25 protein-coding genes and 1 other RNA gene are annotated in these 25702 nt (G+C 70.0%); 14 read left to right on the top strand and 12 right to left on the bottom strand.

Annotated features, from left to right (window positions below; all coding sequences use genetic code 11):
- Positions 1-160 precede the first annotated feature (160 nt).
- The 7 genes from pstC to ppk1 all read left to right on the top strand — a co-directional run bounded on the left by pstC (position 161) and on the right by ppk1 (position 7792).
- Positions 161-1132, top strand: coding sequence for a phosphate ABC transporter permease subunit PstC (gene pstC / locus WG923_RS21315; RefSeq protein ID WP_340353012.1), 972 nt, complete (start codon positions 161-163; stop codon positions 1130-1132).
- On the top strand, positions 1129-2016 hold the full coding sequence (pstA, locus tag WG923_RS21310) for a phosphate ABC transporter permease PstA (protein WP_340353005.1): 888 nt from the start codon (positions 1129-1131) through the stop codon (positions 2014-2016). The genes pstC and pstA overlap by 4 nt, the downstream gene beginning before the upstream one ends.
- An 8-nt stretch (positions 2017-2024) precedes the next feature.
- Complete coding sequence (gene pstB / locus WG923_RS21305; RefSeq protein WP_340353004.1) at positions 2025-2807, top strand: phosphate ABC transporter ATP-binding protein PstB; 783 nt, start codon at positions 2025-2027, stop codon at positions 2805-2807.
- Positions 2808-2823: 16 nt separating this feature from the next.
- A complete protein-coding gene (gene phoU, locus WG923_RS21300) occupies positions 2824-3537 on the top strand; it encodes a phosphate signaling complex protein PhoU (RefSeq protein ID WP_340353003.1) in 714 nt (237 codons plus the stop codon).
- Positions 3534-4232: a phosphate regulon transcriptional regulator PhoB gene (phoB, locus tag WG923_RS21295; RefSeq protein ID WP_340353002.1), complete on the top strand. Its 699-nt coding sequence runs from the start codon at positions 3534-3536 to the stop codon at positions 4230-4232. The genes phoU and phoB overlap by 4 nt, the downstream gene beginning before the upstream one ends.
- The gene (phoR, locus tag WG923_RS21290) at positions 4229-5563 is read left to right on the top strand and encodes a phosphate regulon sensor histidine kinase PhoR (protein ID WP_340353001.1); all 1335 of its coding nucleotides are present in this window, start codon (positions 4229-4231) and stop codon (positions 5561-5563) included. The genes phoB and phoR overlap by 4 nt, the downstream gene beginning before the upstream one ends.
- 96 nt (positions 5564-5659) lie before the next feature.
- The gene (gene ppk1 / locus WG923_RS21285; protein ID WP_340353000.1) at positions 5660-7792 is read left to right on the top strand and encodes a polyphosphate kinase 1; all 2133 of its coding nucleotides are present in this window, start codon (positions 5660-5662) and stop codon (positions 7790-7792) included.
- Positions 7793-7804: 12 nt separating this feature from the next.
- Here ppk1 and WG923_RS21280 read toward each other — a convergent pair whose 3' ends face one another.
- From WG923_RS21280 to ffs, 10 genes are all read right to left on the bottom strand, one after another.
- Entirely contained in the window at positions 7805-9301 is a 1497-nt protein-coding gene (locus WG923_RS21280; protein WP_340352999.1) for a mechanosensitive ion channel family protein, read from the bottom strand.
- On the bottom strand, positions 9298-10797 hold the full coding sequence (pap, locus tag WG923_RS21275) for a polyphosphate:AMP phosphotransferase (protein ID WP_340352998.1): 1500 nt from the start codon (positions 10795-10797) through the stop codon (positions 9298-9300). Before pap ends, WG923_RS21280 begins: the two co-directional genes overlap by 4 nt.
- 69 nt (positions 10798-10866) lie before the next feature.
- Positions 10867-12252 carry an MATE family efflux transporter gene (locus WG923_RS21270; protein ID WP_340352997.1) on the bottom strand — a complete coding sequence of 462 codons (1386 nt, stop codon included), beginning with the start codon at positions 12250-12252 and terminating at the stop codon, positions 10867-10869.
- Between the two features lie 4 nt (positions 12253-12256).
- Positions 12257-13945 (bottom strand): hypothetical protein, encoded by a 1689-nt coding sequence (locus WG923_RS21265; RefSeq protein ID WP_340352996.1) that lies wholly within the window; start codon positions 13943-13945, stop codon positions 12257-12259.
- 89 nt (positions 13946-14034) lie between these two features.
- Positions 14035-14292, bottom strand: a complete 258-nt coding sequence (locus tag WG923_RS21260; protein ID WP_340352995.1) for a type B 50S ribosomal protein L31 — start codon at positions 14290-14292, stop codon at positions 14035-14037.
- Positions 14293-14559: 267 nt separating this feature from the next.
- Positions 14560-15825, bottom strand: coding sequence for a transcription termination factor Rho (gene rho / locus WG923_RS21255; protein ID WP_340352994.1), 1266 nt, complete (start codon positions 15823-15825; stop codon positions 14560-14562).
- 216 nt (positions 15826-16041) lie between these two features.
- Positions 16042-16374, bottom strand: a complete 333-nt coding sequence (trxA, locus tag WG923_RS21250; RefSeq protein WP_201687869.1) for a thioredoxin TrxA — start codon at positions 16372-16374, stop codon at positions 16042-16044.
- Positions 16375-16537: 163 nt separating this feature from the next.
- Complete coding sequence (locus WG923_RS21245; protein WP_340352993.1) at positions 16538-17179, bottom strand: hypothetical protein; 642 nt, start codon at positions 17177-17179, stop codon at positions 16538-16540.
- 182 nt (positions 17180-17361) lie between these two features.
- Complete coding sequence (locus tag WG923_RS21240) at positions 17362-17829, bottom strand: hypothetical protein (RefSeq protein WP_340352992.1); 468 nt, start codon at positions 17827-17829, stop codon at positions 17362-17364.
- Positions 17830-18174: 345 nt separating this feature from the next.
- An RNA gene (ffs, locus tag WG923_RS21235) (signal recognition particle sRNA small type) lies at positions 18175-18271 on the bottom strand.
- Between the two features lie 73 nt (positions 18272-18344).
- Here ffs and dnaX point away from each other — a divergent pair.
- The 7 genes from dnaX (at position 18345) to WG923_RS21200 (ending at position 24532) form a co-directional block, all read left to right on the top strand.
- The gene (gene dnaX / locus WG923_RS21230; RefSeq protein WP_340352991.1) at positions 18345-20255 is read left to right on the top strand and encodes a DNA polymerase III subunit gamma/tau; all 1911 of its coding nucleotides are present in this window, start codon (positions 18345-18347) and stop codon (positions 20253-20255) included.
- Between the two features lie 12 nt (positions 20256-20267).
- Positions 20268-20591, top strand: coding sequence for a YbaB/EbfC family nucleoid-associated protein (locus WG923_RS21225; RefSeq protein ID WP_340352990.1), 324 nt, complete (start codon positions 20268-20270; stop codon positions 20589-20591).
- Between the two features lie 4 nt (positions 20592-20595).
- Complete coding sequence (gene recR / locus WG923_RS21220) at positions 20596-21189, top strand: recombination mediator RecR (RefSeq protein ID WP_340352989.1); 594 nt, start codon at positions 20596-20598, stop codon at positions 21187-21189.
- A 2-nt stretch (positions 21190-21191) separates the two neighbouring features.
- Entirely contained in the window at positions 21192-21605 is a 414-nt protein-coding gene (locus tag WG923_RS21215) for an MAPEG family protein (protein WP_340352988.1), read from the top strand.
- Positions 21606-21742: 137 nt separating this feature from the next.
- Positions 21743-22780 (top strand): ABC transporter substrate-binding protein, encoded by a 1038-nt coding sequence (locus WG923_RS21210; RefSeq protein ID WP_445322957.1) that lies wholly within the window; start codon positions 21743-21745, stop codon positions 22778-22780.
- A gap of 97 nt (positions 22781-22877) precedes the next feature.
- A complete protein-coding gene (locus WG923_RS21205) occupies positions 22878-23702 on the top strand; it encodes an ABC transporter ATP-binding protein (protein ID WP_340352986.1) in 825 nt (274 codons plus the stop codon).
- The gene (locus tag WG923_RS21200) at positions 23699-24532 is read left to right on the top strand and encodes an ABC transporter permease (RefSeq protein WP_340352985.1); all 834 of its coding nucleotides are present in this window, start codon (positions 23699-23701) and stop codon (positions 24530-24532) included. The genes WG923_RS21205 and WG923_RS21200 overlap by 4 nt, the downstream gene beginning before the upstream one ends.
- Here WG923_RS21200 and WG923_RS21195 read toward each other — a convergent pair.
- Together WG923_RS21195 and WG923_RS21190 are read right to left on the bottom strand one after the other, a co-directional pair.
- Positions 24529-24978 (bottom strand): thrombospondin type 3 repeat-containing protein, encoded by a 450-nt coding sequence (locus WG923_RS21195; protein ID WP_340352984.1) that lies wholly within the window; start codon positions 24976-24978, stop codon positions 24529-24531. The genes WG923_RS21200 and WG923_RS21195 overlap by 4 nt on opposite strands.
- Before the next feature lie 155 nt (positions 24979-25133).
- Positions 25134-25592 carry a thrombospondin type 3 repeat-containing protein gene (locus WG923_RS21190; protein ID WP_340352983.1) on the bottom strand — a complete coding sequence of 153 codons (459 nt, stop codon included), beginning with the start codon at positions 25590-25592 and terminating at the stop codon, positions 25134-25136.
- Positions 25593-25702 lie beyond the last annotated feature (110 nt).

The following is a 25702-nucleotide window of genomic DNA, read 5'->3' as shown; positions in this document are numbered from 1 at the left end:
CGAGGCGGACGATCACGTCCTGGTCCGGGCCGGAGGCAACCGGCGAACCGTGATAGCCGGAAAGCGCCACTACGGAGCCGCGCGTGTCACCGAACTGTCACGAAAGCTTCATACAGTGAGCCGCATGGACAGAGCCTCCACCTTCATCGAAGCGTCCGCGATGGGCGTCCCGGTGGCCGCGCCGGCGGGCCGCGCGCGGCGCGGCGCCGTGATCGATCGCCTGTTCGGCTGGACGGCGCGGCTGGCGGCGCTGCTGACGCTGGCGCTGCTGGCCGGTATCCTCTTTTCGCTGCTGGTGGGCGCCTGGCCGGCGATCGAGAAATACGGCCTGGGCTTCCTGACCAACAGCACCTGGGACCCCGTCGCCGAATCCTTCGGCGGCGCCGTGATGATCTACGGCACCTTGGCCACCTCGCTGATCGCGCTGCTGATCGCGGTGCCGGTCAGCTTCGGCATCGCGCTGTTCCTCACGGAGTTGTCCCCGGCCTGGCTCAAGCGCCCGCTGGGCACCGCGATCGAACTGCTGGCGGCCGTGCCCTCCATCGTCTATGGCATGTGGGGCCTGCTGGTGTTCGGCCCCATCCTCGCCACGTGGGTGCAGGGGCCGCTGCAGTCCGCCTTTGCCGGCGTGCCGGTGCTGGGCCCGCTGTTCTCCGGCCCGCCGGTGGGCATCGGCATCCTCGCCGCCGGGATCATCCTGGCCATCATGATCATCCCCTTCATCGCCGCCGTGATGCGCGACGTGTTCGAGGTGACGCCGCCGATGCTCAAGGAGTCGGCCTACGCGCTCGGCTCCACCACCTGGGAGGTGGTGTTCCGCGTCGTGCTGCCGTACACCAAGGGCGGCGTGATCGGCGGGATCATGCTGGGCCTGGGCCGCGCGCTGGGCGAGACCATGGCGGTCACCTTCGTGATCGGCAACTTCAACCAGCTCGACACGCTGAGCCTGTTCGCGCCCGCCAACAGCATCACCTCAGCGCTCGCCAACGAGTTCGCCGAGGCCGGCGCGGGCATGCACCAGTCGGCCCTGATCTACCTGGGCCTGGTGCTGTTCTTCATCACCTTCGTCGTGCTGTCGCTGTCGAAGCTGCTGCTGGCGCGGCTGCGCCGCAACGAGGGGGCTTCGGCATGAATTCCACCGCCGAACGCCTGGTGCAGGCCGCGCTGCTGCAGCAGCAGCGCGAACGCAAGTACGGCCAGCGCAAGCGCATCAACCGCATCGCGCTGGCGCTGTCGCTGGCCGCCATGGCCTTCGGCGTGTTCTGGCTGGTGTGGATCCTGTTCGAGACGGTGCGCCTGGGCTTCGGCGGCCTCGCCTGGGCCACGGCCAGCCAGATGACCCCGCCGCCCAACGAGGCGGGCGGCATCCTCAACGCGATCTGGGGCTCGGTGCTGATGGTGGCGCTGGCCACCTTCGTCGGCACGCCGATCGGCATCATGGCCGGCATCTATCTCGCGGAATACGACCGCAGCGGCTGGCTGGGCAACACCACGCGCTTCGTCAACGACATCCTGCTGTCGGCGCCCTCCATCGTGATCGGGCTGTTCGTCTACGCGGTCGTCGTGGCGCGCTTCCGGCATTTCTCCGCCTGGGCCGGCGCCATCGCGCTGGCGCTGATCGTGATCCCGATCGTGATCCGCACCACCGAGAACATGCTGCTGCTGGTGCCGGCCGGCCTGCGCGAGGCGGCCTATGCCCTGGGCGCGCCCAAGTGGAAGGTGGTCTCCAGCATCACGCTGCGCGCCGCGCGCGCCGGCGTGGTCACCGGCGTGCTGCTGGCCGTGGCCCGCATCGCGGGCGAGACGGCGCCACTGCTGTTCACGGCGCTGAACAACCAGTTCTTCACCACCGACCTGAACGAGCCGATGGCCAGCCTGCCGGTGACGATCTTCAAGTTCGCCATGAGCCCCTACGAGAACTGGCAGCAGCTCGCCTGGGCCGGCGTCTTCCTCATCACGCTGGCCGTGCTCGGCCTGAACATCCTGGCGCGTGTGCTCACGCGCAACAAGCTCTGAACCGATCCATGCAAGCCTCGCTCGCTCCCGAAGCCGTGCGCACCAAGCTCGCGGTGCGCAACCTGGACTTCTACTACGGCAAGTACCACGCGCTGAAGAACATCAACCTGGAAATTCCGGAAAAGAAGGTCACCGCCTTCATCGGCCCCTCCGGCTGCGGCAAGTCGACGCTGCTGCGCACCTTCAACCGCATGTACCAGCTCTATCCCGACCAGCGGGCCGAGGGCGAGATCGCGTTCGACGGCGAGAACCTGCTCACCTCGAAGAAGGATGTCGCGCTGATCCGCGCCAAGATCGGCATGGTGTTCCAGAAGCCCACGCCTTTCCCGATGTCGATCTACGACAACATCGCCTTCGGCGTGCGGCTGTTCGAGAACCTCGACGCCGCCGAGATGGACGACAGGGTGGAATGGGCGCTCGAGAAGGCCGCGCTGTGGGAGGAAGTGAAGAACAAGCTGCACCAGAGCGGCTCGGGCCTGTCCGGCGGCCAGCAGCAGCGCCTGTGCATCGCCCGCGGCATCGCGATCAAGCCCGAGGTGCTGCTGCTGGACGAGCCCTGTTCGGCACTGGACCCGATTTCCACCGGCAAGATCGAGGAACTGATCACCGAGCTGAAGAAGGACTACACCGTGGTGATCGTGACCCACAACATGCAGCAGGCCGCGCGCGTGTCCGACTACACGGCCTACATGTACCTCGGCTACCTGGTGGAAGTCGGCGAGACGGAGCAGATCTTCTTCAAGCCCAAGCGCCAGGAGACCGAGGACTACATCACCGGCCGGTTCGGCTGAACGGGGAGCAGGGGTCATGGTGGACAAGCATCTTTCCACGCAGTTCGACAGCGAGCTCAATGCGCTGTCCTCGCGCGTGATGGAACTGGGCGGCCTGGTCGAATCGCAGATCCGGCAGGCGATCTACGCCCTGGCGAACTTCAACGCCGAGGTGGCGGCCCAGGTGGTCGAGGCGGAGCACCGCGTCAACCTGATGGAGCTGGAGATCGACCGCGAGCTCTCCTCCGTCATCGCCCGGCGGCAGCCCACGGCGCGGGACCTGCGCCTGCTCATGGCCATGTCCAAGGTCACCGCCAACCTGGAGCGTGTGGGCGACGAGGCCGAGCGCATCGCGCGCATGGTGCAGTCCATCCTGGGCAAGAGCGGCTCCATGCGCACGCTGCCGGCCAGCGAGCTGCGGGTGGCGGCGGACCTGGCCAGCGGCGAGCTGCGCCAGGCGCTCGATGCCTTCGCGCGCCTGGATTGCGCCAGCGCCCTGGCGATCCTGAAGGACGACGACGAGCTGGACCGCGAGTTCGACGGCTTCGTGCGCAAGCTGATCACCTACATGATGGAGGACCCGCGCACCATCTCCAGCAGCCTGGACCTGCTGTTCGTGGCCAAGGCCATCGAGCGCATCGGCGACCACGCGAAGAACATCGCCGAGTTCATCATCTACGTGGTCAAGGGTGCCGACGTGCGGCACAGTACGATGGAGCAGATCGAGACCACCGTGAAATCGCGCGGATGAAGCAGCAACCCCGCATCCTGATCGTCGAGGACGAGCCCGCGATCGCCGAACTGATCGCGGTGAACCTGCGCCACAACGGCCTGTCGCCGGTGTGGGCCGAGGACGGCGAGTCCGCGCAGCGCGAGATCGATGCGGTGCTGCCCGACGCGATCCTGCTGGACTGGATGCTGCCCGGGGCCACCGGCGTGCAGCTCGCGCGCCGCTGGCGCGCCGATGCCCGCACCAGGGGGATCCCGATCCTGATGCTCACCGCTCGCGGCGACGAGCCGGACAAGGTCGCGGGCCTGGACGCCGGCGCCGACGACTACATCACCAAGCCGTTCTCCACCCAGGAACTGCTGGCGCGCATCCGCGCCGTGCTGCGCCGGCGGGCACCGGAGAAGACCGCGGAGACGGTCGCGCTCGGAGGGCTCGCCCTCGATCCCGCGACCCACCGGGTCACGTGGCAGGGCAAGGCGCTCAAGCTCGGGCCGACCGAGTTCAAGCTGCTGCACTTCCTGCTGCAGTACCCCGAGCGCGTGCACAGCCGCCAGCAGCTGCTGGACCGCGTGTGGGGCGACCACGTGTTCATCGAGGAACGCACGGTGGACGTGCACGTCAAGCGGCTGCGCGAGGCCCTGGGCCCGGCCGGCGGCCTGGTCGAGACGGTGCGGGGCGCCGGCTACCGCATCACGGCGCAGCCGGGGAGCGCGTGAGCGCGCGTGTCCTCGCCTTCGCGCTGAGCCTCGCGGCCGGGGCCGTCATCGGCTGGCTGCTGGAGGGCTGGCCGGGCGCCACCTTCGGCGTCGCCGCCGGTGCGGCGCTGTGGTTCGCGCTCGACACCTTCGCCGCCACGCGCGTGCTGCGCTGGCTGGAAGCGGGCCAGTTGCGCGGCGCACCGTCCTTCGGTGGCGTCTGGGGCCGGGCCGCGGCGCGCGCCCGCCGGACCATCGCGGCGCGCGAGGAGCGCGCGGAAGACGCCGAGCGGCGCCTCGAAGCCTTCCTCGACGCGATCCGGACCTCGCCCAACGGCGTGGTGCTGCTGGACGCGCGGGGCAGCATCGAGTGGTTCAACCAGACCGCCTCGGATCACCTGGGCCTCGACCTGCAGCGCGACCTGCAGCAGCAGGTCGTCAACCTGCTGCGCGATCCGCGCTTCACGGAGTTCTACCACGCGGGCCACTACACGCAAGACGTCGTCATCGATGCGCCCGGCAGCACGCCCGCCCGCCCCCGGCGGCTCGCGCTGCACATCCACCCCTACGGCGAGGGGCGCCGCCTGCTGCTGTCGCGCGACGTGACGGCGGTGGAGCAGGCCGAGACCATGCGGCGCGATTTCGTGGCCAACGTCTCCCACGAGATCCGCACGCCGCTGACGGTGCTGGCCGGCTTCGTCGAGACGCTGCAGACCCTGGAACTGGCACCGCAGGAGCGCGAGCGCTACCTCGGCATGATGGCGCAGCAGGCGCAGCGCATGCAGATGCTCGTCGCGGACCTGCTGACGCTCTCCCGCCTGGAGGCCAGCCCGCCGCCGGGCGAGGGCGAGTGGGTGGCGGCGCAAGGCCTCATGGCGCAGGCGGAACAGGAGGCGCGCGCGCTGGCCGCGGTGCAGGCCAAGTCGCTGCGGCTGGTGTTCGAGCCCGCGCCCGGCCTCGCCCTGGGCGGCGCGCCGGGCGAGCTGCAAAGCGCCCTGTCCAACCTGGTGAGCAACGCGGTGCGCTACACGCCTTCCGGCGGCACCATCGAAGTCCAGGCCACGCCCGGCGACAAAGGGGGCGCGGTGCTGACGGTGCGCGACACCGGGCCGGGCATCGCGCCGGAACACCTGCCACGCCTGACGGAACGCTTCTACCGCGTGGACCGCAGCCGCTCGCGCGAAAGCGGCGGCACCGGCCTGGGTCTGGCCATCGTCAAGCACATCGTGCAGCGCCACGGCGGCGAGCTGCGCATCGACAGCGCGCCCGGGCGCGGCTCGACGTTCCGCATCGTGCTGCCGGCGGCGCGGGTGCGCAGCGCGGACGCCGCGCAGGCGCGCGAGCGCGCCTGAAACCTTGACCGGCGTCAGCGGCAGCGCGAATGCGCCTGCCATGCGCGCCATTCCGGGCTATGGTCAGTGCAGCGCGATCGCCGCGCAAGCGGATCCATGACCCTCCTGCCAGGCCCCACGTCCGCGGCCGTCCTCCCGTTCCAGCGGACCCCTGCCGTCGCCGCCCCGCCGGGCGCGCCGCTGCCCTTCCTCGATCGCGACCACAGCATCCTCGCCTTCAACGAGCGCGTGCTGGACTGGGCCCGGCGCAGCGAGGTGCCGCTGCTGGAGCGCCTGCGCTACCTGTGCATCGTGTCGTCGAACCTCGACGAGTTCTTCGAGGTGCGCTCGGCGCCGCACCTGCAGGCCCTGCAGCACGGCGAGCGCAAGGGCGCCTACACCGCCGCCTCCTTCGAGCGGCTGGCGGCGGCCGCCCACCGGCTGGTGGAGCAGCAGTACGCGCTGTACAACGGCGAGCTGACGGCCGCACTGCGGCAGCGGCGCATCGCGATCGTCTCGCACAGCGTGCGCAGCCCGCAGCAGCGGCGCTGGGTGCAGGAGTACTTCGAACGCGAGGTGCGGCCGCTGCTCGTGCCGATCGGCCTCGACCCGGCGCATCCCTTCCCGCAGGTGGCGAACAAGTCGCTCAACTTCATCGTGCGCCTGGGCGGTGCGGACGTCTTCGGCCGCCAGAACGAGATCGCGATCGTGAAGGTGCCGCGCGTGCTGCCGCGGGTGATCCGCATGCCGGCCCGGGTGAGCGGCGGCCGTACCTTGTTCGTGCTGCTCTCCAGCGTGATCCGCGCGCGGCTGGAGGCGCTGTTCCCCGGCCGCGAGGTCAGCGAGTTCTCGCAGTTCCGCGTGACGCGCCACTCCGACGTGGCGCTCGACGAGGACGACGTGCGCGACCTGCGCACCGCGCTGCGCTTGGGCCTGCAGCACCGGCACTACGGCGAGGCGGTGCGGCTGGAGGTGTCGGCGGGATGCTCCGAATACCTGTCGGCCTTCCTGCTGCAGCAGTTCGGCCTGCCGCCGCAGGCCCTGTACCGCGTGCGCGGGCCGGTGAACCTGGTGCGCCTGCAGCAGGTGATCGAGCTGGCCGACGCCCCGCGCCTGCTGTTTCCCCGCTACCGCGCGCCCTGGCCGCGCGCGCTGCCGCCCGCCGGCTCCTTCTTCCAGCGCCTGAAGGAGGGCGACGCGCTGCTGCACCTGCCCTTCGAGAGCTTCGACGCGGTGCTCGCCTTCCTGCGCGAGGCGGTGAACGATCCCGACGTGCTGGCCATCAAGCAGACCATCTACCGCACCGGTTCGGATTCGGCGCTGATGGACCTGCTGCGCGAGGCCGCGCTGCGCGGCAAGGAGGTGACGGCGGTCGTCGAACTCAAGGCCCGCTTCGACGAAGAGGCGAACATCAACTGGACGGAGAAGCTGGAGTCGACCGGCGCCCAGGTGGTGTACGGCGTCGTGGGGCTCAAGACCCACGCCAAGATGCTGCTCGTGACGCGGCGCGAGGGCAAGGCGCTGTGCCGCTATGCCCACCTGTCCACCGGCAACTACAACCCCACGACGGCACGGCTCTACACCGATCTGGGCTACTTCACGGCGGACCCGCAGCTCACCGAGGACATCGAGCACGTGTTCGTGCACCTGGCCAGCCAGAGCCGGCTGCCGCGCCTGAACCGGCTGTGGCTGGCGCCGTTCCAGCTGCAGCGGCGCCTGGTGGAGAAGGTGGACCTGCTCGCCGCGGCCGCCAGGCGCGGGACCGAGGCGCGCATCGTGCTGAAGATGAACGCCCTGACCGACGAGCCGCTGATGCTGGCCCTGGCCCGCGCCTCGCAGGCCGGCGTGAAGATCGACCTGGTGGTGCGCGGGGCCTGCATGCTGCGCCCCGGCGTGCCGGGCGTGTCGGAGCACATCCGGGTGCGCTCCATCATCGGGCGCTTCCTGGAGCACTCGCGCATCTTCTACTTCCGCCGCGGCGACGAGGAGGAGGTCTACCTCTCGAGCGCCGACTGGATGAACCGTAACATGCTGCGCCGGGTGGAACTGGCGTGGCCCGTGACCGACCCGCAGCTGCGCCAGCGCGTGGTCGACGAATGCCTGGTGCCCTACCTGCACGACGGCCTCGACGCCTGGGAGCTGCGGCCGGATGGCAGCTATGTCCGCATGCATCCGCGCGGGGCGGGCCAGGGGCACAGCGCGCAGCAGGAACTGATGGCCCTGCACGGCGGCCTGGCCGGCGCGCGCTGACGCGCCCTGCCTTCAGGCGGCGAGGGAGAAGAAGCTCAGGACGCGCGCCAGCAGGTCGCCGCGGGCGGGTGCCGGCGCGCCGGCCTGCGCCATGCGCGCGCCGCGCTCCGCGTTGCGCCGCTCGGCGATCGCCGCGACCTCGTGGGCGATCTCGGGCCGCTCGCGCAGCAGCTGCGCGAAACCGTCCTTGTCGAGGCGATAGCACTCCACCGCCGTCTGCGCGACCACCGTGGCGCCGCGCGGCTCGCCGGTGAGCATGCCCATCTCGCCGAACACGTCGCCCGCGCGCAGCGCGCCGATCACGACGCTGCCCTGCGGCCCCGCCACCGACACCTGGGCCTCGCCCTGGATGATCAGGTACAGCCAGTGCGCCACCGCGCCCTGGCGCGTCATGATGTCGCCGGCCGCGAACGGCGCGTGCACCAGGTGGCCGGCGAGGTGGGCCTGCTCGTCGCCGGAAAGCTGCGCGAACAGCTCCGTGCCGCGGATCGCCTGCAGCCGCCGCTCGAACTCGCGCCGCCCGGCGGCGGCGCGCCAGCTGTCGTTCTCCTTGATGGTCAGCCGCTCTTCCACCGGGACGCCCTGGCGCACGCCCGCGCGGGCCAGGGCGGCGAGCGCGTGGACGCGCACCGCGGAGTCTCCGGGGTCGTCGAACTGCGGATCGGCCAGCCAGTAGCGCAGCGTGTAGCGGCAGTACCCGGCCGCCAGCTCGCTGAGGATCGCGCTGGGCAGCGGCACGGTCAGCACGTGCGGGATCTGGCCGTCGAGCACGGCGCGCTCCAGCGCCGCGCAGACCGTCGCCGGGTCCGCCTCCGGGTCGATGTTGAAGCTGACCGCGCGGCGCCAGGCCAGCGGACCGTCGGCCGGCGCGCGGATCACCGTGAAGCGGTTCTTCATCAGCCAGCTGTTGGGAACCACCACCAGCTCGCGCGCGCGCGTCTCGATCGCGGTGTAGCGCCAGCGCACGTCGCTCACGCGGCCGCTGACGTCGTCCACGCGCACCCAGTCGCCCACGCGCAGGGAGTTGTCCAGCTGGAGCGCGACGCCTCCCAGCACGTTGCCCAGCGTGTCCTGCATGGAGAATGCGACCACCGCCGTGATCAGCGCGGAGGTGGTGAAAAGCTGCGACGGATCGACGCCCGACAGGCGCAGCCACACGAGGCACCAGGCCAGCGAGGCCGCCGTGACCGTCAGGTCCTGCGCGATGCGCGGCGCGGCCAGGTGCAACGCGGGCAGCAGGCCGCGGAACAGCAGCGTCGCGCCGAGCTGGATGACCGCGAGCCCCGCCAGCACGAGCGATGCGGCGCCGGCGGCCTGCGCGGCCACGCCGGCTGCGACATTCGCCGCGACGTGCGCGCCCAGCGCCAGCGCGATCAGCAGCCAGCCGGCGCGCAGCGAGCGCCGCTCCTGCGGGCGCAGCAGGCGGAAGGCGAGGGCCGCCGCGGCCAGCGCCAGCAGCACCCAGGGCAGCCCGCGCGGGTCCCCGGCCGCGGGCACGAACAGGTTCACTTGCGCCCCTGCGGACCGTCCCCGTGCAGCGCGTGCTCGATGCGCTCGCACAGGTGCCGCAGCACCTCGACGCGCGAGAACAGCTTGTCGTCCGAGGCGACGACGTGCCACGGCGCGACCTCGGTGGAGGTGCGGTCCACCATGTCGCCCACGGCGCGCTCGTACAGCGGCCACTTGTCGCGGTTGCGCCAGTCCTCCTCGGTGATCTTGAAGTTCTTGTGCGGCGTGGCCTTGCGCTCCTCGAAGCGGCGCAGCTGTTCGTCCGGCGTGATCGCCATCCAGAACTTCACCACGATCGCGCCGGCCTGCGCCAGCTGTTCCTCGAAGGCGTTGATCTCGTCGTAGCCCCGCATCCAGTCGGCGTCGCCGCAGAACTTCTCCACCCGCTCCACCAGCACCCGGCCGTACCAGGAGCGGTCGAAGATCGTCGCGTGGCCGTGGCGCGGCACGTGGCGCCAGAAGCGCCACAGGTAGGGCTGGGCGCGCTCCTCGTCGCTCGGCGCGGCGATCGGCACCACGCGGTAGTGGCGCGCATCCAGCGCCTGGGTGACGCGCCGGATCGTGCTGCCCTTGCCGGCGGCGTCCATGCCCTCGAACACGACGACCAGCGAGCGGGTGGCCAGCCGCGGGTCGCGGCTCAGGTTGGCCAGGCGCGCCTGCAGCGTCTCGAGCTGCTCGTCGTATTTCTTGCGCGGCAGGTTGCGCGTGTAGTCGAAGGAGGCCAGCAGGCTCTTGCCGTCGACGGCCGCCGGCGGCACGCTGACGCCCGCGGCGGGCGGCGGCGTCGGCTGCGCGGCGTCCTGCAGCGCCTGCAGCAGGTGCTGGCCCGCGGTCAGCGCGCGATAGGCTTCGTCCGAGCCTTCGACCACCAGCCACGGCGCCTCGCCGGTGCTGGTCTTGCGCAGGGCCTGCTCGCACACGCCGATGAAGTCGTCGTAGTGCTTGAAGCGTTCCCAGTCGTCCTTGGTCACCCGCCAGGCGTTCTTCGGGTCGCGCTCCAGCGTGCGGAAGCGCTCCTTGGCCGCTGCCTTCGAGAGATGGAACCAGAGCTTCAGCAGCACCGCGCCCTCGGCCACCAGCATCCTCTCGAAGTGGCGGATCTGCTCGAGCCGCTGGGCGAAGCGCGCCTTCTTCTCCGAGCCCATGACGTGCGCGAGGATCGGGTCGGTGTACCAGGAGCCGAACAGGATGCCGATGCGGCCCCGGGCCGGCAGCACCTGCCAGAAGCGCCACATCTCGGGCCGCTCGCGTTCCGCATCGTTCATGGGGCCGAAGGCCTCGGTGCGGATGTGGCGCGGGTCCATCCATTCGTTGAACAGGTTGACCGTCTCGCCCTTGCCGGCGCCGTCGACGCCGTTGACCAGGACGACCAGCGGCCGCTTGGCCTGTTCGAGGAGGGTGTACTGCGCGTCGAGGAGGGCGGAGCGCAGGGCCGGCTCGCGCTCCTTGTAGTCCTTCTTGCCGATGTGGTGGCCGATCTCCGCGGATTCGAACATCGCTGGCGTCCTGGCAGTGTCCCTGCCTCGCATTCGGCGCCCGGGCGCCGCGGCCATGTTTGACGGCTGTCAAGCTCCGGCCGGCAGCACCAGGCGCACGTGCCGCACGGCGCGCCACAGGATCAGCGGCAGCACCACCGCCAGCACCGCGAGCGCGAAGCTGCTGCCGATCCAGAAGGCCGCCGGGCTTTGCAGCGCTGTCCAGGCGCCCACGCCGCGATAGGCCAGCAGGTAGCCACCCAGCACGCCCACGCCCCACAGCAGCACGCAGTAGGCCACCAGCGGCGCCACGGTGACGCGGTAGGAGCGCAGCACGAACACGCACAGCGCCTGCATCGCATCGCCGAAGTGGTACAGCGCGACCCATGCGAGCAGCCCGGTGGCGAGCGCCGCCACTTCGCGGTCGGCCGAGTACAGCGAGGCCAGGCCGGCGCGCGCGAGCAGCATCCCGCAGCCCATGGCCACCGCGAGCGTGAGGCCGATGCGAAAGCCCGTGCGGATGCTGCCGCGGGCCTTCTTCGCCTCGCCGGCGCCGAGCCAGTAGCTCACGCGGGCGCTGGTGGCGATGGCGATCGACAGGGGCACCATGTACATCACCGCCGCGAGGTTGGCGGCGATCTGGTGCGCGGCGGCGGCCAGCGTGCCCTGGCGTGCGATGAACAGCGACATCAGCGTGAAGGACGTGACCTCCACCATGATCGCCAGGCCCGCGGGGATGCCGAGCCGCGCGAATTCGGCGATGGTGGGCCAGTGCGGCGGCTCCGGCCGCCGCCAGACCGCATAGGGGCGGTACAGCGGGCTCGCCCGCACCATCCACGCGGCCACGGCGAGGAACAGGTAGTTCACCACCACGGTCGCCCAGGCGCAGCCCACGGCGCCCATCGCGGGCACGCCGGCGCCCCCGAAGGCGAACCAGATCGTGAGCGGCACCTTCACCAGCATCGAGGCGAGCTGCAGCCACGTCACCAGCTGCGGATGGCCGAGGCTCTGGTTCAGCGTGCTGTACATGCGGAACAGCAGGGCGGGCGGCAACGCGAGGGCCAGCACCGAGAGGTAGCGGCGCACCTCGTCCTGCAGCGCGGGCGGCACCTCGGTGCCTTGCAGCAGCGCATTGGGAAACAGCAGGCCGAGCACGCCGGCGACGCTCGCCAGGCCGGCGAGGTACAGGGCCTGGCGCACCGAGCGGCCGACTTCGGCGTGCCGCTGCGCGCCGTGCAGCTCGGCCCAGATCGGCAGCAGCGCCTGCAGCACGCCCATGAGCGCGACGAACACCGTGATGTACACCGCCGAGCCGACGGACAGCGCGGCGAGCGCCTGCTGCGAATAGCGCCCGGCCACGATCGTGTCGGTGACGCCGAAGGCCATGGTGGCCAGCTGGCCGGCCAGCACCGTCGCGGCGTGGCGCGCGATGATGCCGCGTTCGGTCACTCGATACGTCCCGCTTCGGGCGGCCATTCGCTCACGGCGTCTTCTTGTACAGGAGGACGTTCTCGCGCGTGTCGGTCGGCCGCGGGATGCTGGCCACCAGCTGCCAGCGCGCCGGCGCGAAGGCCATGGGGACGGAGGCCTTGAGCTCCTCCGCTGCGATCAGCCACGGGCAGGAGCTCGGGGCCCCGGCCACGTGCAGGTCCAGCCCGCCGTGAAAGCGCAGCGCCGCGATCTGCGCGCGCGTGAGGCCGAAGACCTCGACGCAGCCGGGCGCGTCGATGCGCGCGCGCACGCGCTGCACCAGCGGCGCATAGCTGCGCGCGTAGTCGAGGGCCGGCAGCCACAGCGTCATCACCAGCAGCCAGCCGAGCGCGGCGCCGCCCGCCGGCAGCACCAGGCTCTTCCAGATCGCCTCGCGGCTGCGGGCCGTGCGCCAGCGCACCAGGGCGATCCAGGCGAGCGTGGCGGCCAGGGCGAGCACGAAGGGCAGCAGCGAGAACGAGGGCACGAAGCCGGGCGCCAGCCGCGCGACGTTCGCCGCCGGCTTGGGCGGCACGCCGGTCTGCATCGAGATCCAGATCACCCAGATCACGAGCGCGCAGCCGCTGAAGAACAGCAGGGTGAACCAGTCGATCAGCGCCGAGACGCTGCGCTTGAACGTCGGCAGCGCGAAGGCGGCGAGCGTCGCCATCGCCGGCAGGCTCAGGAGCAGCGCGCGGTCCGGGTTGGGGGCCAGCACGGAGGTGAGGATGCCCACCACCGCGAACCACAGCGGCAGGGCGACGTGGCGCCGCCCCAGCTGGCGCCGCCAGCGCCACACCGTCCACACGGCCAGCGGCCACGCCGGCCAGGTGAACCAGGCCAGCAGGCGGCCGATCGACTTCCAGTCGCGGGTGGCCGCGAAGGGGCCCGACGTGAGGCGCCATTCCCACATGTCGAAGGCCGCCGCCGCCACGCCCGCGGCGAGCGCCACGGCGACGATGAGGGCGAAGCCGCGGCTGCCGCGCGTGTCGGTGGCCGAGTCCTGCGGCGCATCGGCGAAGTGCAGCACGGCCCCGCCGAGGGCGAACAGGGTGGCCATCGCGGGCGCGCCACTCAGGCCCAGGCCGACGAGGCCCGCGCCCAGCGCGAGCGTCGGGACCGTCATGCGATAGGGCAACGCCGCCAGGCCGTAGAAGGTGAGGGCGGTGAACCCGAGCTGCGCCAGCGCGGGGGTGGTCTCGTGCGAGAGCTGCGCGAGCCCCAGGCACGCGATCAGCGCCAGCAGGCCGCCATCGGCCATGGCGCGGGCGTAGTCGGTGGGATGCGCCTCGCCGCCGAAGGCGAAGGGCACGGGCTGCGCGCCGGGCGTACGGGCGAGGAAGTAGACGCCGTACCAGGTGGCCAGCAGCGTCAGCACCAGCAGCGCGATGAAGGGCAGGCGCGCGGCGAAATCGGCCGCCAGCCAGGACGGGGCGATGCGCACGGCCCATGCGCCCAGCCAGTACGGCAGCAGCGCGTCGAACTCCGGCGGCTGGCCCAGCAGGTCGGGGTTGAGCCAGGGCGCGCGGCCGGTGGCCAGCTCGTACATGTAGCCGAACGCCATGATGTCCGCGTTCTTCCACGGCTCGCGGCCGATGAAGCCGGGCAGCACGTACGCCGCGCAGAACAGCAGCAGCGCCAGCCGGGGCAGGCGGCGCACGGCGCCCTGGGTGACGATGGCGGGGGTCGGCTGGTTCACGCGCGCGAGTGTGTCACACGGATGCGGGACGGCGGGAGCAACAAAAAAGGCAGCCTGCAGCTGCCTTTTCCGAAGGAAGCAGGTTCTTCTTACTTGGCGGCGGTCTTGCCGAACTTCTTGAAGAACTTGTCCACGCGGCCGCCCATGTCGTTCACGGACTTCTGGGTGCCCGTGTAGAAGGGGTGCGACTCGCTGGAGGTGTCCAGCTTGAAGAGGGGCAGCTCGCGGCCGTCGTCCATCTTCGTGGTTTCGCGGGTGGCGACGCAGGAACGCGTGACGAACTTGAAGCCGTTCGACAGGTCCACGAAGCACACGTCGCGGTAATTGGGGTGGATGCCTTCTTTCATGGGGTCCTCGTCAGCACCGGGAGCCGCGCCAGGACATCTGGCGTACTTTCCGGAAAGCCGGTGATTATAGCGTGGGTTCTGGAATGCGGACTTCCGGACGCAGAGGACGCGAAAGATACGCAGAGGACGCAAAGGAGACCGCGGAGAAGGATGAGGCAGAAGGTCGGAGGGACGCGGACACCCGCCTTAGGGATGTCCTTTCGCGTCCTCTGCGTACCCTTTGCGTCCTCCGCGTCCGGCAGTCCGCTCCCGCTTGCGCCGGTGGCTTTACCCGCCGCGCCGCATCATGTCGAAGAACTCCACGTTCGTCTTGGTGGCGCGCATCGACTTCAGGACCATCTCCATCGCCTCGATCTCGTCCATGTTGTACATGAACTGGCGCAGGATGCGGGTCTTCTGCAGGATCTCGGGGGCCAGCAGCAGTTCCTCGCGGCGCGTGCCCGAGCGATTGAGCTGGATCGAGGGGAACACGCGCTTTTCATACAGGCGGCGGTCGAGGTGCAGTTCGCAGTTGCCGGTGCCCTTGAACTCCTCGAAGATCACTTCGTCCATGCGCGAACCGGTGTCGATCAGCGCGGTGGCGATGATGGTGAGCGACCCGCCTTCCTCCACGTTGCGCGCCGCGCCCAGGAAGCGCTTCGGGCGCTGCAGCGCGTTGGCGTCCACGCCGCCGGTCAGCACCTTGCCCGACGAAGGCACGACGTTGTTGTAGGCGCGGGCCAGGCGGGTGATCGAGTCCAGCAGGATCACCACGTCCTTCTTCAGTTCGACCAGGCGCTTGGCGCGCTCGATCACCATCTCGGCCACGTGCACGTGGCGGGCGGCGGGCTCGTCGAAGGTGGACGCGATCACTTCGGCCTTCACCGAGCGCTGCATGTCCGTCACTTCCTCGGGGCGCTCGTCCACCAGCAGCACCATCATGTAGCTGTCGGGGTAGTTGGCGGCGATGGCGTGTGCCATGTGCTGCATCATCACCGTCTTGCCGCTCTTGGGCGGCGCCACGATCAGCGCGCGCTGGCCCTTGCCGATCGGCGCGATGATGTCGATCACGCGGCCGGTGATGTTCTCTTCGCTCTTCAAGCCGTCACGTTCGAGGCGCATCTGTTCCCGCGGGAACAGGGGCGTCAGGTTCTCGAACATGATCTTGTGCTTGTTGTCCTCCGGCAGGCCGCCGTTGACCTTGTCGAGCTTGGTCAGCGCGAAGTAGCGCTCGCCGTCCTTCGGCGTGCGCACTTCGCCCTCGATCATGTCGCCGGTGTGCAGGTTGAAGCGGCGCACCTGCGAGGGCGAGATGTAGATGTCGTCGGTGCTGGCCGTGTAGCTCGTGTCGGGGCTGCGCAGGAAGCCGAAGCCGTCCGGCAGGATCTCCAGCACGCCGTCCGCGAAGACCTGCTCGCCGGCGCGGGCGCGCTTCTTGATGATGGCGAACATCAGCTCCTGCTTGCGCATGCGGCCGGTGTTCTCGATCTCGAGCTCTTCGGCCTGCTTGAGGACTTCCGAGACGTGCAGCGCCTTGAGTTCGTTCAGGTGCATGGAGTTACCCCGTGGGGAGTTCTTGTCGGTGGTCTGGGGGAGGTTCGTTGCGGGGCGAGAGGTGCCCAGCGAACCGGAACTCGAACTGCGCCGCCCCGGGCGGCTGGCAGTGATTGGGCGGAATTATGCAGCAAAAAATCGGCAGGGGGCGAATGCCGCGCTCCCAGACGGCAAACGGGGCCCGAGGCCCCGTCCGGCGACAATCCTTGCGCCCGCTTACGCCAGTTGCTGGTCGATGAAGGCGGTGAGCTGCGCCTTGCTCATGGCGCCCACCTTGGTGGCGGCGAGCTGGCCGTCCTTGAACAGCATCAGCGTGGGGATGCCGCGGATGCCGAACTTGGCGGGGACGTCGCGGTTCTCGTCCACGTTCATCTTGGCGATCTGCAGCTTGTCCTTGTAGGCGACGGAGACTTCGTCGAGGATGGGCGCGATCATCTTGCACGGGCCGCACCACTCCGCCCAGTAGTCGACCAGGACCGGCTTGTCGGCCTTCAGGACGTCGGATTCGAAGGACGCGTCGGAGATGTGCTTGATCAGGTCGCTGGCCATTGGGTTCCTCTTGGTGCGGGTGCCGCCGCTTGCGCTGCGAGAGAGGAAATTGTGACAGAAACGGGAAGGCGGGGCCGGCGTGGGGAGAAGGGCTTCGCTATCGTCGCGATAGCACTCGCCTGCGCGCGCGGCGCCGCGCGATGCGGCCGCCGCGCAATGGCGATCAGAAGGTGGTGCGGTAGTAGATCATCGGGCGGCCGTCCTTGCGCTTCAGGGAGATCTTCGCGCCGCTTTCGAGTTGCAGGCCGATGAAGCCGCGTTCGAGCGCGAAGGGCTTCCTGGCCGCCGCGGCGAGGCCCATTTCGAAGCGCGCGCCATACACGGGCTGGCGTGCCTGCACGAGCGAATAGGCGTCGTCGTCGGTGTTCATGCGCCGCCAGGCGGTGATGTCCACGTGCTGGCTCTGCAGCCGATGGCTCCAGCGCAGGCCGAGGTCGAAGCTCGGCCGCTGCGGCTGCAGGCCGAAGGGCTGCTGGCCCTGGCGCGCCGCGAAGCCGCTCATCCCCACCACGGCGCCGAGGCCGAAGCTGGAGGGGCGCGACGGGAACAGGGCGACGTCCACGCGTGGCGCCTGGAAGCCGGCGTCCTGCGCGTCGAAGCGCGGCAGCGTGCTCGCCTGCACCTCGAGCCGCATCGCGGGCTCGACCCGGGCCTGCGCGACCAGCACCTCAGCGCTCGACTGGGGCGCTTCCTGGGCCCAGGCCAGCGGACACGCGGCCCACAGAGCGCTTGCGGCGCAGGCAACGATGCGAAGCTTCCTGTGCATCTCGGCGCAGTCGGCGCCAGCGTCAGCGGTCTTCTCCATGGCTCACCTCCCAGTGATGCGAAGAAGTCTGGCAGGGCAGTGGCGCGAAGTTTGTGGGATGTCTCGTCGGAAGTATGTAAGACCGCACCCGCCTCCTGCCTGGAAGGGGGAGGACAGGGGACGGACGGCATCCCGCCGGTCGCGGGCGCGACCGGAAACGTCCGGGAGACGTGGCGCGGGCGCTATTCGCCCGCGTGGTGCCAGCGCTCTTCCGGCAGCGCCTTCAGCGCATCGTGCACTTTCTGCAGCACGCCCTGGACGGCGGCCCACTCGATGTGTTCGCGCAGGCGTGCGCGCTTCTCCAGCGGCGGCAGTTCGTCCCACTCCTCGCGCGTGGCGGGCACGCGCGCGAGCTGCTCGCACTTGTTCGGCAGCCACTCGTAGAGCCGCCGCCAGACCAGCGGCTTCGGGCAGATGCGGTTGTTGCGGCGCGTCTCCAGCAGCACGTCCTCGACGTTGAGGATGTGGGGAAGCGCGGCAGGCGGATGCAGGGCGGCCGGCTCGGTCTTCTTGAATCCGCGCTCCTGCGCGTCCTGCAGCGACTGGAAGAGGGCCCAGGACGTGTCGGTGTTCTTCTCCAGCACCTCGATGTCGTGCGCCGGGGCGCTCCGGGGGACCGGCTTGCGCGTGATTTCCGGTGGACCTGCCACGTTCCCTCCAACTTCCTTGGTGCCCTCTCAGGACTCCAAATGTAATTGGATGTTTCAACGAGGGGAACCCGGCGCACGGGGTGCGGGTGCATGCGCATCGGTGCGCTGTCCGCTTCCGTGACTTAGTTGGCGGGCGACCGTGGGCGCGGCGCATCGCAAGCGCCCGGCAAGCGCGAAGGCAGTGCGCCGCGCGTGGACGCGGGCATGCGTGCACGAGCACGCCGGGCAGCAGGCAGGAGGTGGACACGCGCTCTCCGCATCGATTCGTGGGCCTGCCTTCAGGCTAGGAACGATCGCGGAGAGGATGTTGCGGACCGTCAAGGACGACGTTCCGGAGAAAGAGGAGTTGACGAGCCTTACCCCCGGCACTGGCTCCACAGTTAGGGCTGCTTGGTTCCCCACCTGACCCGGTTGGCCGCTTCACCATGCGGGGAGGCCCGTCAGCTGTCATTCTACCTGCGGACGGCGACGCTCCTTCGCCGGGCATGGATGACGTTCTGCGAGAATCTCGCTCCATGTCGTATCTCGTGCTCGCCCGGAAGTACCGGCCCCGGACCTTCAGCCAGATGGTCGGCCAGGAGCACGTGGTGCAGGCGCTCACGAATGCGCTGGAGCAGCAGCGGCTGCACCACGCCTACCTCTTCACCGGCACGCGCGGCGTGGGCAAGACGACCGTCTCGCGCATCCTCGCCAAGTCGCTGAACTGCCAGGGCCCGGACGGGCAGGGCGGCATCACCGCCACGCCCTGCGGCGTGTGCCAGGCCTGCACCGAGATCGATGCGGGCCGCTTCGTCGACTACACCGAGCTCGATGCGGCCTCGAACCGCGGCGTCGACGAGGTGCAGTCGCTGCTCGAACAGGCCGTCTACAAGCCGGTGCAGGGCCGCTTCAAGGTCTTCATGATCGACGAAGTGCACATGCTCACGGGGCACGCGTTCAACGCGATGCTCAAGACGCTGGAGGAGCCGCCCGAGTACCTCAAGTTCGTGCTGGCCACGACCGATCCGCAGAAGGTGCCCGTCACCGTGCTCTCGCGCTGCCTGCAGTTCAACCTGCGGCCGATGGCGCCGGAGACGATGCAGGAACACCTGGCGCGCGTGCTGGAAACGGAGGCCGTGCCGGCCGACGCGCAGGCCCTGCGGCTGCTGTCGCGCGCGGCGCGCGGCTCGATGCGCGATGCGCTCTCGCTCACCGACCAGGCGATCGCGTTCGGGGCCGGGCAGCTGCGCGAGGCCGCGGTGCGGACGATGCTCGGAAGCGTCGACCGCAGCCACGTGTTCCGGCTGGTCGAGGCGCTGGCGCAGGGCGACGGCAAGACGGTGGTCGAGACCTCCGAGGACCTGCGCCTGCATGGCCTGAGCGCCGGCGCGGCGCTGGAGGAAATGAGCCTGGTGCTGCAGCGCATGGCAGTCGTGCAGGCCGTGCCGGAAGCGGCGGACACGCGCGACGAGGAAGGCGCGGCGATCGCGCGGCTGGCGGCGCTGATGCCGGCGGACGAGACGCAGCTGCTTTACAGCATCTGCCTGCACGGGCGCGGCGAGCTGGGGCTGGCGCCGGACGAATATGCGGCGCTGACGATGGTGCTGCTGCGGCTGCTGGCGTTCAAGCCGGGGGCGGCTCAAAAAAAAACTCTAGCGAAGGCTGATCACGCCGAAAGCGCTGGGGTTCGCGCGGCTCACCACCAGCCTACGAATACCGCTCCATTGCCCACGCGCGATGCCGACGGTAGGCTGGCGGTGCGCGGCGAAAGCCCGCACCCCAGCGTTTCTTCGTCACCACCGCAACCCCTTCGTTCCGACGTTGCCGCACCCACGGCACGGTCTCCTGCGCCCGGCGCCGCGCCACCATCCCCGCAACCCCCGCGCCCCACCGCGCCCCCCGGCCACGTCCTGCCCGTCGTCGAACCGCGCCAGGCCGGCACCCGCCCCTCCGCTGCGCCATCGGCCAACAACGGCGAGGTCGTCGGCGTGCCCGTGCGCGTCCCCCCCGAGCCCGCCCGCGAGACGCCTTCCGCCGTGCCCTCCGTCGCGCCCACGCCCGACGGCGACTTCTGGCAGGACACGGTGCAGCAGCTCGTCGAACGCGAGGCCATCACAGCGCTGGTGCGCGAACTCGCGCTGCAGGCCCAGCTGGTGGCGCGCGACGAGGGCCACTGGATGCTGCGCGTGGAGCGCGAATCGCTGAACCAGGCCGTCGCCCGCGAACGCCTGCGCAATGCGCTGCAGGCCCTCGGCCACGCCGTGGACCTGTCGGTGGAGGTGGGGACCGTGACCGACAGTCCGGCCCGGCGGAATGCGGCCGCGGCGGCGCGCCGCCAGCAGGCGGCCGAACAGATCATCTACAACGACCCCTTCGTGCAGCAGATGCAGCGCGAGTTTGGGGCGAAAATCGTCCCGGGCAGCATCAAGCCCGTCGAGAAACACTGAAGAGAGCACATCATGTTCAACAAGGGACAGCTGGCCGGCCTCATGAAGCAGGCGCAGGCAATGCAGGACAACCTGAAGAAGGCGCAGGAAGAGCTGGCCCTCATCGAGGTCACCGGCGAATCCGGCGCGGGCCTCGTGAAGGTCGTCATGACCTGCAAGCACGACGTCAAGCGCGTCACCATCGACCCGAGCCTGCTCGCGGACGACAAGGACATGCTGGAGGACCTCGTGGCCGCCGCCTTCAACGCCGCCGTGCGCAAGGCCGAAGAGACCTCGCAGGAGAAGATGGGCAAGCTGACGGCGGGCCTGCCTCCCGGCATGAAGCTGCCGTTCTGAAGGTTTGGCAGAACCTTCTCTCCAGGCGCTGATCGAGTCGCTGCGGCGCCTTCCGGGCGTGGGCGTGAAATCCGCCTCGCGCATGGCGTTCCACCTGCTGCAGCACGACCGCGAGGGCGCCCAGGTGCTCGCGCAGGCCCTGCAGCAGGCCGTCACGCGCATCCGCCATTGCAACCTGTGCCACACCTTCACCGAAGACGAGGTGTGCGTGACCTGCCGCAACCCGCAGCGTGACCACGGCAAGCTGTGCGTGGTGGAGACGCCCGCCGACCAGGCGGCGGTGGAGCGCACGCAGGCCTACAACGGCCTGTACTTCGTCCTCATGGGCAAGCTGAGCCCGCTGGACGGGATCGGCCCGAAGGACATCGGGCTGGAAAAGCTGTTCTCGCGCGCCACCGACGGCGAGGTGCAGGAGGTGATCCTGGCCACCAACTTCACCGCCGAAGGCGAAGCCACGGCGCACGTGATCGCCGAGGCGCTGAAGCAGCGCGGATTGAGGGTCTCGAGGCTGGCCCGCGGCGTGCCCGCGGGCAGCGAACTCGAATATGTCGATTTGGGGACCATCGCGCATGCGCTGGTCGACAGGAGGAGCAAGTAACGATGGCTTACGCGCGGTTCACCGTCGCCCATTGGTGTGTCCTGATCGCGGTGCTGCTGCCCTATGCGTGCGCATACGTGGCGAAGTTCAGGGGGTTCGGCAAGCCGCGCAGCGCGGGCGGCTACGACAACGCCGACCCGCGCGGCTGGCTCGCGCGCCAGGAGGGCTGGCAGGCTCGTGCCAACGCGGCGCAGGCGAACAGCTTCGAGGCGCTGCCGTTCTTCATCGGCGCCGTCCTCATCGCGCACCAGGTGGGGGCCCCGCAGACGCGGCTCGATATCCTGGCGGTCCTGTTCGTCACCCTGCGGATCATCTACATCGTGATGTACGTGGCGGGCCTGCCCACGACGCGTTCGGCGATCTGGGCGCTCGCCTTCCTCGCCAACCTCGGCATCTTCCTCGGCGCCTGGCATTAGGCCCTGTCCCTAAGCGCCCCCGCGAAGGCGCCGAACGACCCGTGTTTTCCCGCAGGGGATGGTCCTGATGCGGTGCACACAAGAGCGCACTACGCTCCTGCATCGACAAGAACACGGTGCACACGCGAGGGATGCCCATGAAGAGGACACTGTTGAACCGCCGCTCGTTCACGCTGCTCGCCGCCGCCGCGGTGGCCGTGCCGGTGCTGCGGGCGCAGGGGCGCCCCGAGAAGAGCAAGATCGCCATCGCGGTGGGCGGCAAGGCCGCGTTCTACTACCTGCCCCTGACCATCTCCGAGCAGCTGGGGTACTTCAAGGCCGAGGGACTCGACGTCGAGATCTCCGACTTCGCCGGCGGCGCCAAGGCGCTGCAGGCGCTGGTGGGCGGCTCGGCCGACGTGGTGAGCGGTGCCTACGAGCACACGATCAACATGCAGGCCAAGAACCAGTTCATCCAGTCGATCGTGCTGATGGGCCGGGCGCCGCAGATCGCGATGGGCGTGTCCACCAAGGCCATTCCCAACTACAAGGGCCTGGCGGACCTGCGGGGCAAGAAGATCGGCGTGTCCGCTCCCGGCTCGTCGACCAACATGGTCGCCAACCTCGTGCTCTCGCGCGCCGGCATCAAGTCCACGGACGTCAGCTGGGTCGGCGTCGGCACGTCGGCGGGCGCGCTCGCCGCCCTGCGTTCGGGCCAGATCGACGCCATGAGCAACACCGACCCGGTGATGACCATGCTGGAACAGAAGGGCGACGTGCGCATCATCAGCGACACGCGCACCCTCAAGGGCACGCAGGAAGTGTTCGGCGGCCCCATGCCGGCGGCGTGCTTCTACACGCACGGCGAGTTCGTGAAGTCCCATCCCAACACCTGCCAGGGGCTGGCCAACGCGATCGTGCGCTCGCTCAAGTGGCTGCAGACGGCCGGTCCCAGCGACATCATCAAGACCGTGCCCGAGAGCTACCTGCTCGGCGACCGCGCGCTCTACCTCGCCTCCTTCAACAAGGTGCGCGAGGCGGTCGCCCTCGACGGCCTGCTGCCGGAGGAGGGCGCGCGCACGGCGCTGAAGGCGCTGGCGAGCTTCGACCCGTCGATCAAGGCCGACAAGATCGACCTGTCGCGCACCTTCACCAACGACTTCGCCCGCCGCGCGAAGGAGAAGTACAAGGCTTGAGCGCCGCCCGGCCGCCCGAAGGCGCTCGCCCCCTCCGCTTGCGCAGGGGGGAGGAGGAGGAGTCCGCGAAGCGGACGGATCCTGGGGGAGGTTTCCTGTGAGCGCGCAGGCCGCCCCGGCCCTCGAGCTGCGCGACATCACGGTCACCTTCCGCTCGCGCGAGGCGCCGGGACAGCGCTACACCGCGGTGGCGCACACCAGCCTCGCGGTTGCCCCCGGTGAATTCGTCTCGGTGGTCGGCCCCACCGGCTGCGGCAAGTCGACGCTGTTGAACATCGCCGCCGGCCTGCTCGAGCCCTCCGGCGGCGAGGTCCGCGTGTTCGGCGAGCCGCTGGCGGGCCTGAACCGGCGCGCGGGCTACATGTTCCAGTCCGACGCGCTGATGCCCTGGCGCAGCGCGCTGGCCAACGTGATGGTCGGCCTGCAGTACCGCGGCCTGGCGGACGCCGAGGCGCGCCGGCAGGCCGAGGCCTGGCTCGCGCGCGTGGGCCTGGCCGGCTTCGGCGACCGCTACCCGCACCAGCTGTCCGGCGGCATGCGCAAGCGCACGGCGCTGGCGCAGACGCTGGCACTCGACCCCGACATCATCCTCATGGACGAACCCTTCAGCGCGCTCGACATCCAGACGCGCCAGCTGATGGAAAACGAGGTGCTGGCGCTCTGGGCGGCGAAGAAGAAGGCGGTGCTGTTCATCACGCACGACCTCGACGAGGCCATCGCCATGAGCGACCGCGTCGTGGTGCTGTCCGCCGGACCGGCGACGCGTCCGATCGGCGAATTCGCGATCGACCTGCCGCGCCCGCGCGACGTGGCCGACGTGCGCGGCGAACCGCGCTTCGTGGAACTGCACGGCCGCATCTGGGCGGTGCTGCGCGAGGAGGTCCTCGAGGGCTACGCGCAGCAGCTCAAGAGCCCGGCATGAGCCCGCGCACGAGCGAGCGCAGCTTGCGCGCCTGGCAGGTCGCCGTGCTGGTCGCGATGCTGCTGCTGTGGCACGCGATCTCGCGCAACGAGCAGACCGCGTTCTTCCTCGGCGAGCCGGTGAAGGTCGCGGGCCGCGTCTGGTCCTGGTTCCTGCCGGTGGACGTGGGCGCGAACGCGCTGTTCCCGGAGGGGCTGGCGGGGCGGGCGGACATCTACGTGCACCTGGGCGTCACGCTGCTGGAGACGGTGCTCGCGTTCGCGATCGGCACGGTGCTGGGTCTCGCGGTCGGCCTGTGGCTGGCGCTGGCGCCGACGGCCAGTGCGATCTCCGAACCCTACATCAAGGCGCTGAACTCGATGCCGCGCGTGATCCTCGCGCCGATCTTCGCGATGTGGTTCGGGCTGGGCATCTGGAGCAAGGTGGCGCTGGCGGTCACGCTGGTGTTCTTCATCGTGTTCTTCAACGTGTACCAGGGCGTGCGGGAAGTCAGCCCGGTGGTGCTGGCGAACGCGCGCATGCTGGGGGCCAGCCGCAGGCAGTTGCTGCGCACGGTCTACCTGCCCAGCGCGACGAGCTGGGTCTTCTCCAGCCTGCACACCTCGGTGGGGCTGGCCTTCGTCGGTGCGGTGGTGGGGGAATACCTCGGTTCGGCGCGCGGCGTGGGCTACCTGATCCTGCAGGCCGAGGGAACGTTCGACGTCAACACGGTGTTCGCCGGGATCGTGGTGCTCACGGCCTTCGCCCTGCTGCTCGATGCGCTGGTGGGGCGCATCGAGCGGCGGCTGATGAAGTGGCAGCCGCGTCAGGGCGAGACCGAAAGGCTCTAGGACCGCAGCGGGTTGTTCGGGAAACGGTCGCGGTTGTTGCGGATGCCGTCGCCGTCGCGATCGCGGTCGTTGCGGTTGCGGATGCCGTCGCGATCCAGGTCGCCGTTGGGGCCCATGCGGGCGACGTGCCGTACGTTCGGCACGTTCGGGTTCGGGTCGCGCGCGTTCGGGATGCCGTCGCCGTCGCGGTCGCGGTCGCTGCGGTCCGCGATGCCGTCATGGTCCATGTCGTGGCCGCGCACCCAGCGCGTCTGGTTGAACACGTTCGGATTCGGGTCGCTCCGGTTGGCGAAGCCGTCGCCGTCGCGGTCGTTGTCGTAGCGGTTCTGGATGCCGTCGCGGTCCAGGTCGCCCCTGGGGCTCAGGGACTGCGCCGCGTGGGAGGCGGCACCGAAGGTCATCAGCGAAGCGGCCACGAGGGCGCCCATCAAGGTCTTGTTGCGCATGCGAAAACTCCTTCTTTCGATGACTCCACATTGCGCCCTCCGGCGCCCGCGTCCAAGGGGCAAGGTCCCGTTAAGTGCGTGGGAGCCGTCCTAAGCAAAAGGTGTGACCCCAACGAAAAGAGGCCCCTGGGGGCCTCTCGACGGGGGACCGAGCCTCAGCTGCGGCGCGGGTTGTACGGGCGACGATCACGGCGGTTCGGCACGCCGTCGCCGTCGATGTCGCGGTCGTAGCGGTTCGCGATCCCGTCGCGGTCGAAGTCGCCCTCCGGATGGTTGCGCGCGTACTGCCGGTTCTCGCGTTCGACCATGCGGCGTTCCCAGCTGTTGCCCACCAGCACCCAGCTGCCGTCGGCGCGCTGCACCCAGCGCGGCTCGCGGTACTCGTAGCCCGCGCGGTCGCGGACCCAGTGGCCCTCCATCCAGGCGTATTCGTTGCCGCGCCACTCGTAGTGGCCGGGCGCCCACACCCAGCCTTCGCGCGCGGCGGGAACGACTTCGTGGCGCGGCGGTGGCGGGGCGACGGACACGACGGCGCTGTACTGCGCCTGCGCCGCGGCGCCGAAGCCCATGAGCGCGGCGGCGAAGGCCGCGGCAAGAAGCGACTTGCTTTGCATGTGGAGACTCCCTTGGTTGATGGAATCCCCACACTGTCGCGGCGGTGCGGCGGCCGCGGCATCAGAGCGCGGCGGCAACAACCGTCGGAGTCGTCCTGCGAGAGGACAGG

Origin of the sequence: Ramlibacter sp. AN1133 (assembly GCF_037890035.1) — a bacterium.
GTDB lineage: Bacteria > Pseudomonadota > Gammaproteobacteria > Burkholderiales > Burkholderiaceae_C > Ramlibacter.
This window is presented reverse-complemented; position numbering and strand designations above follow the sequence as displayed.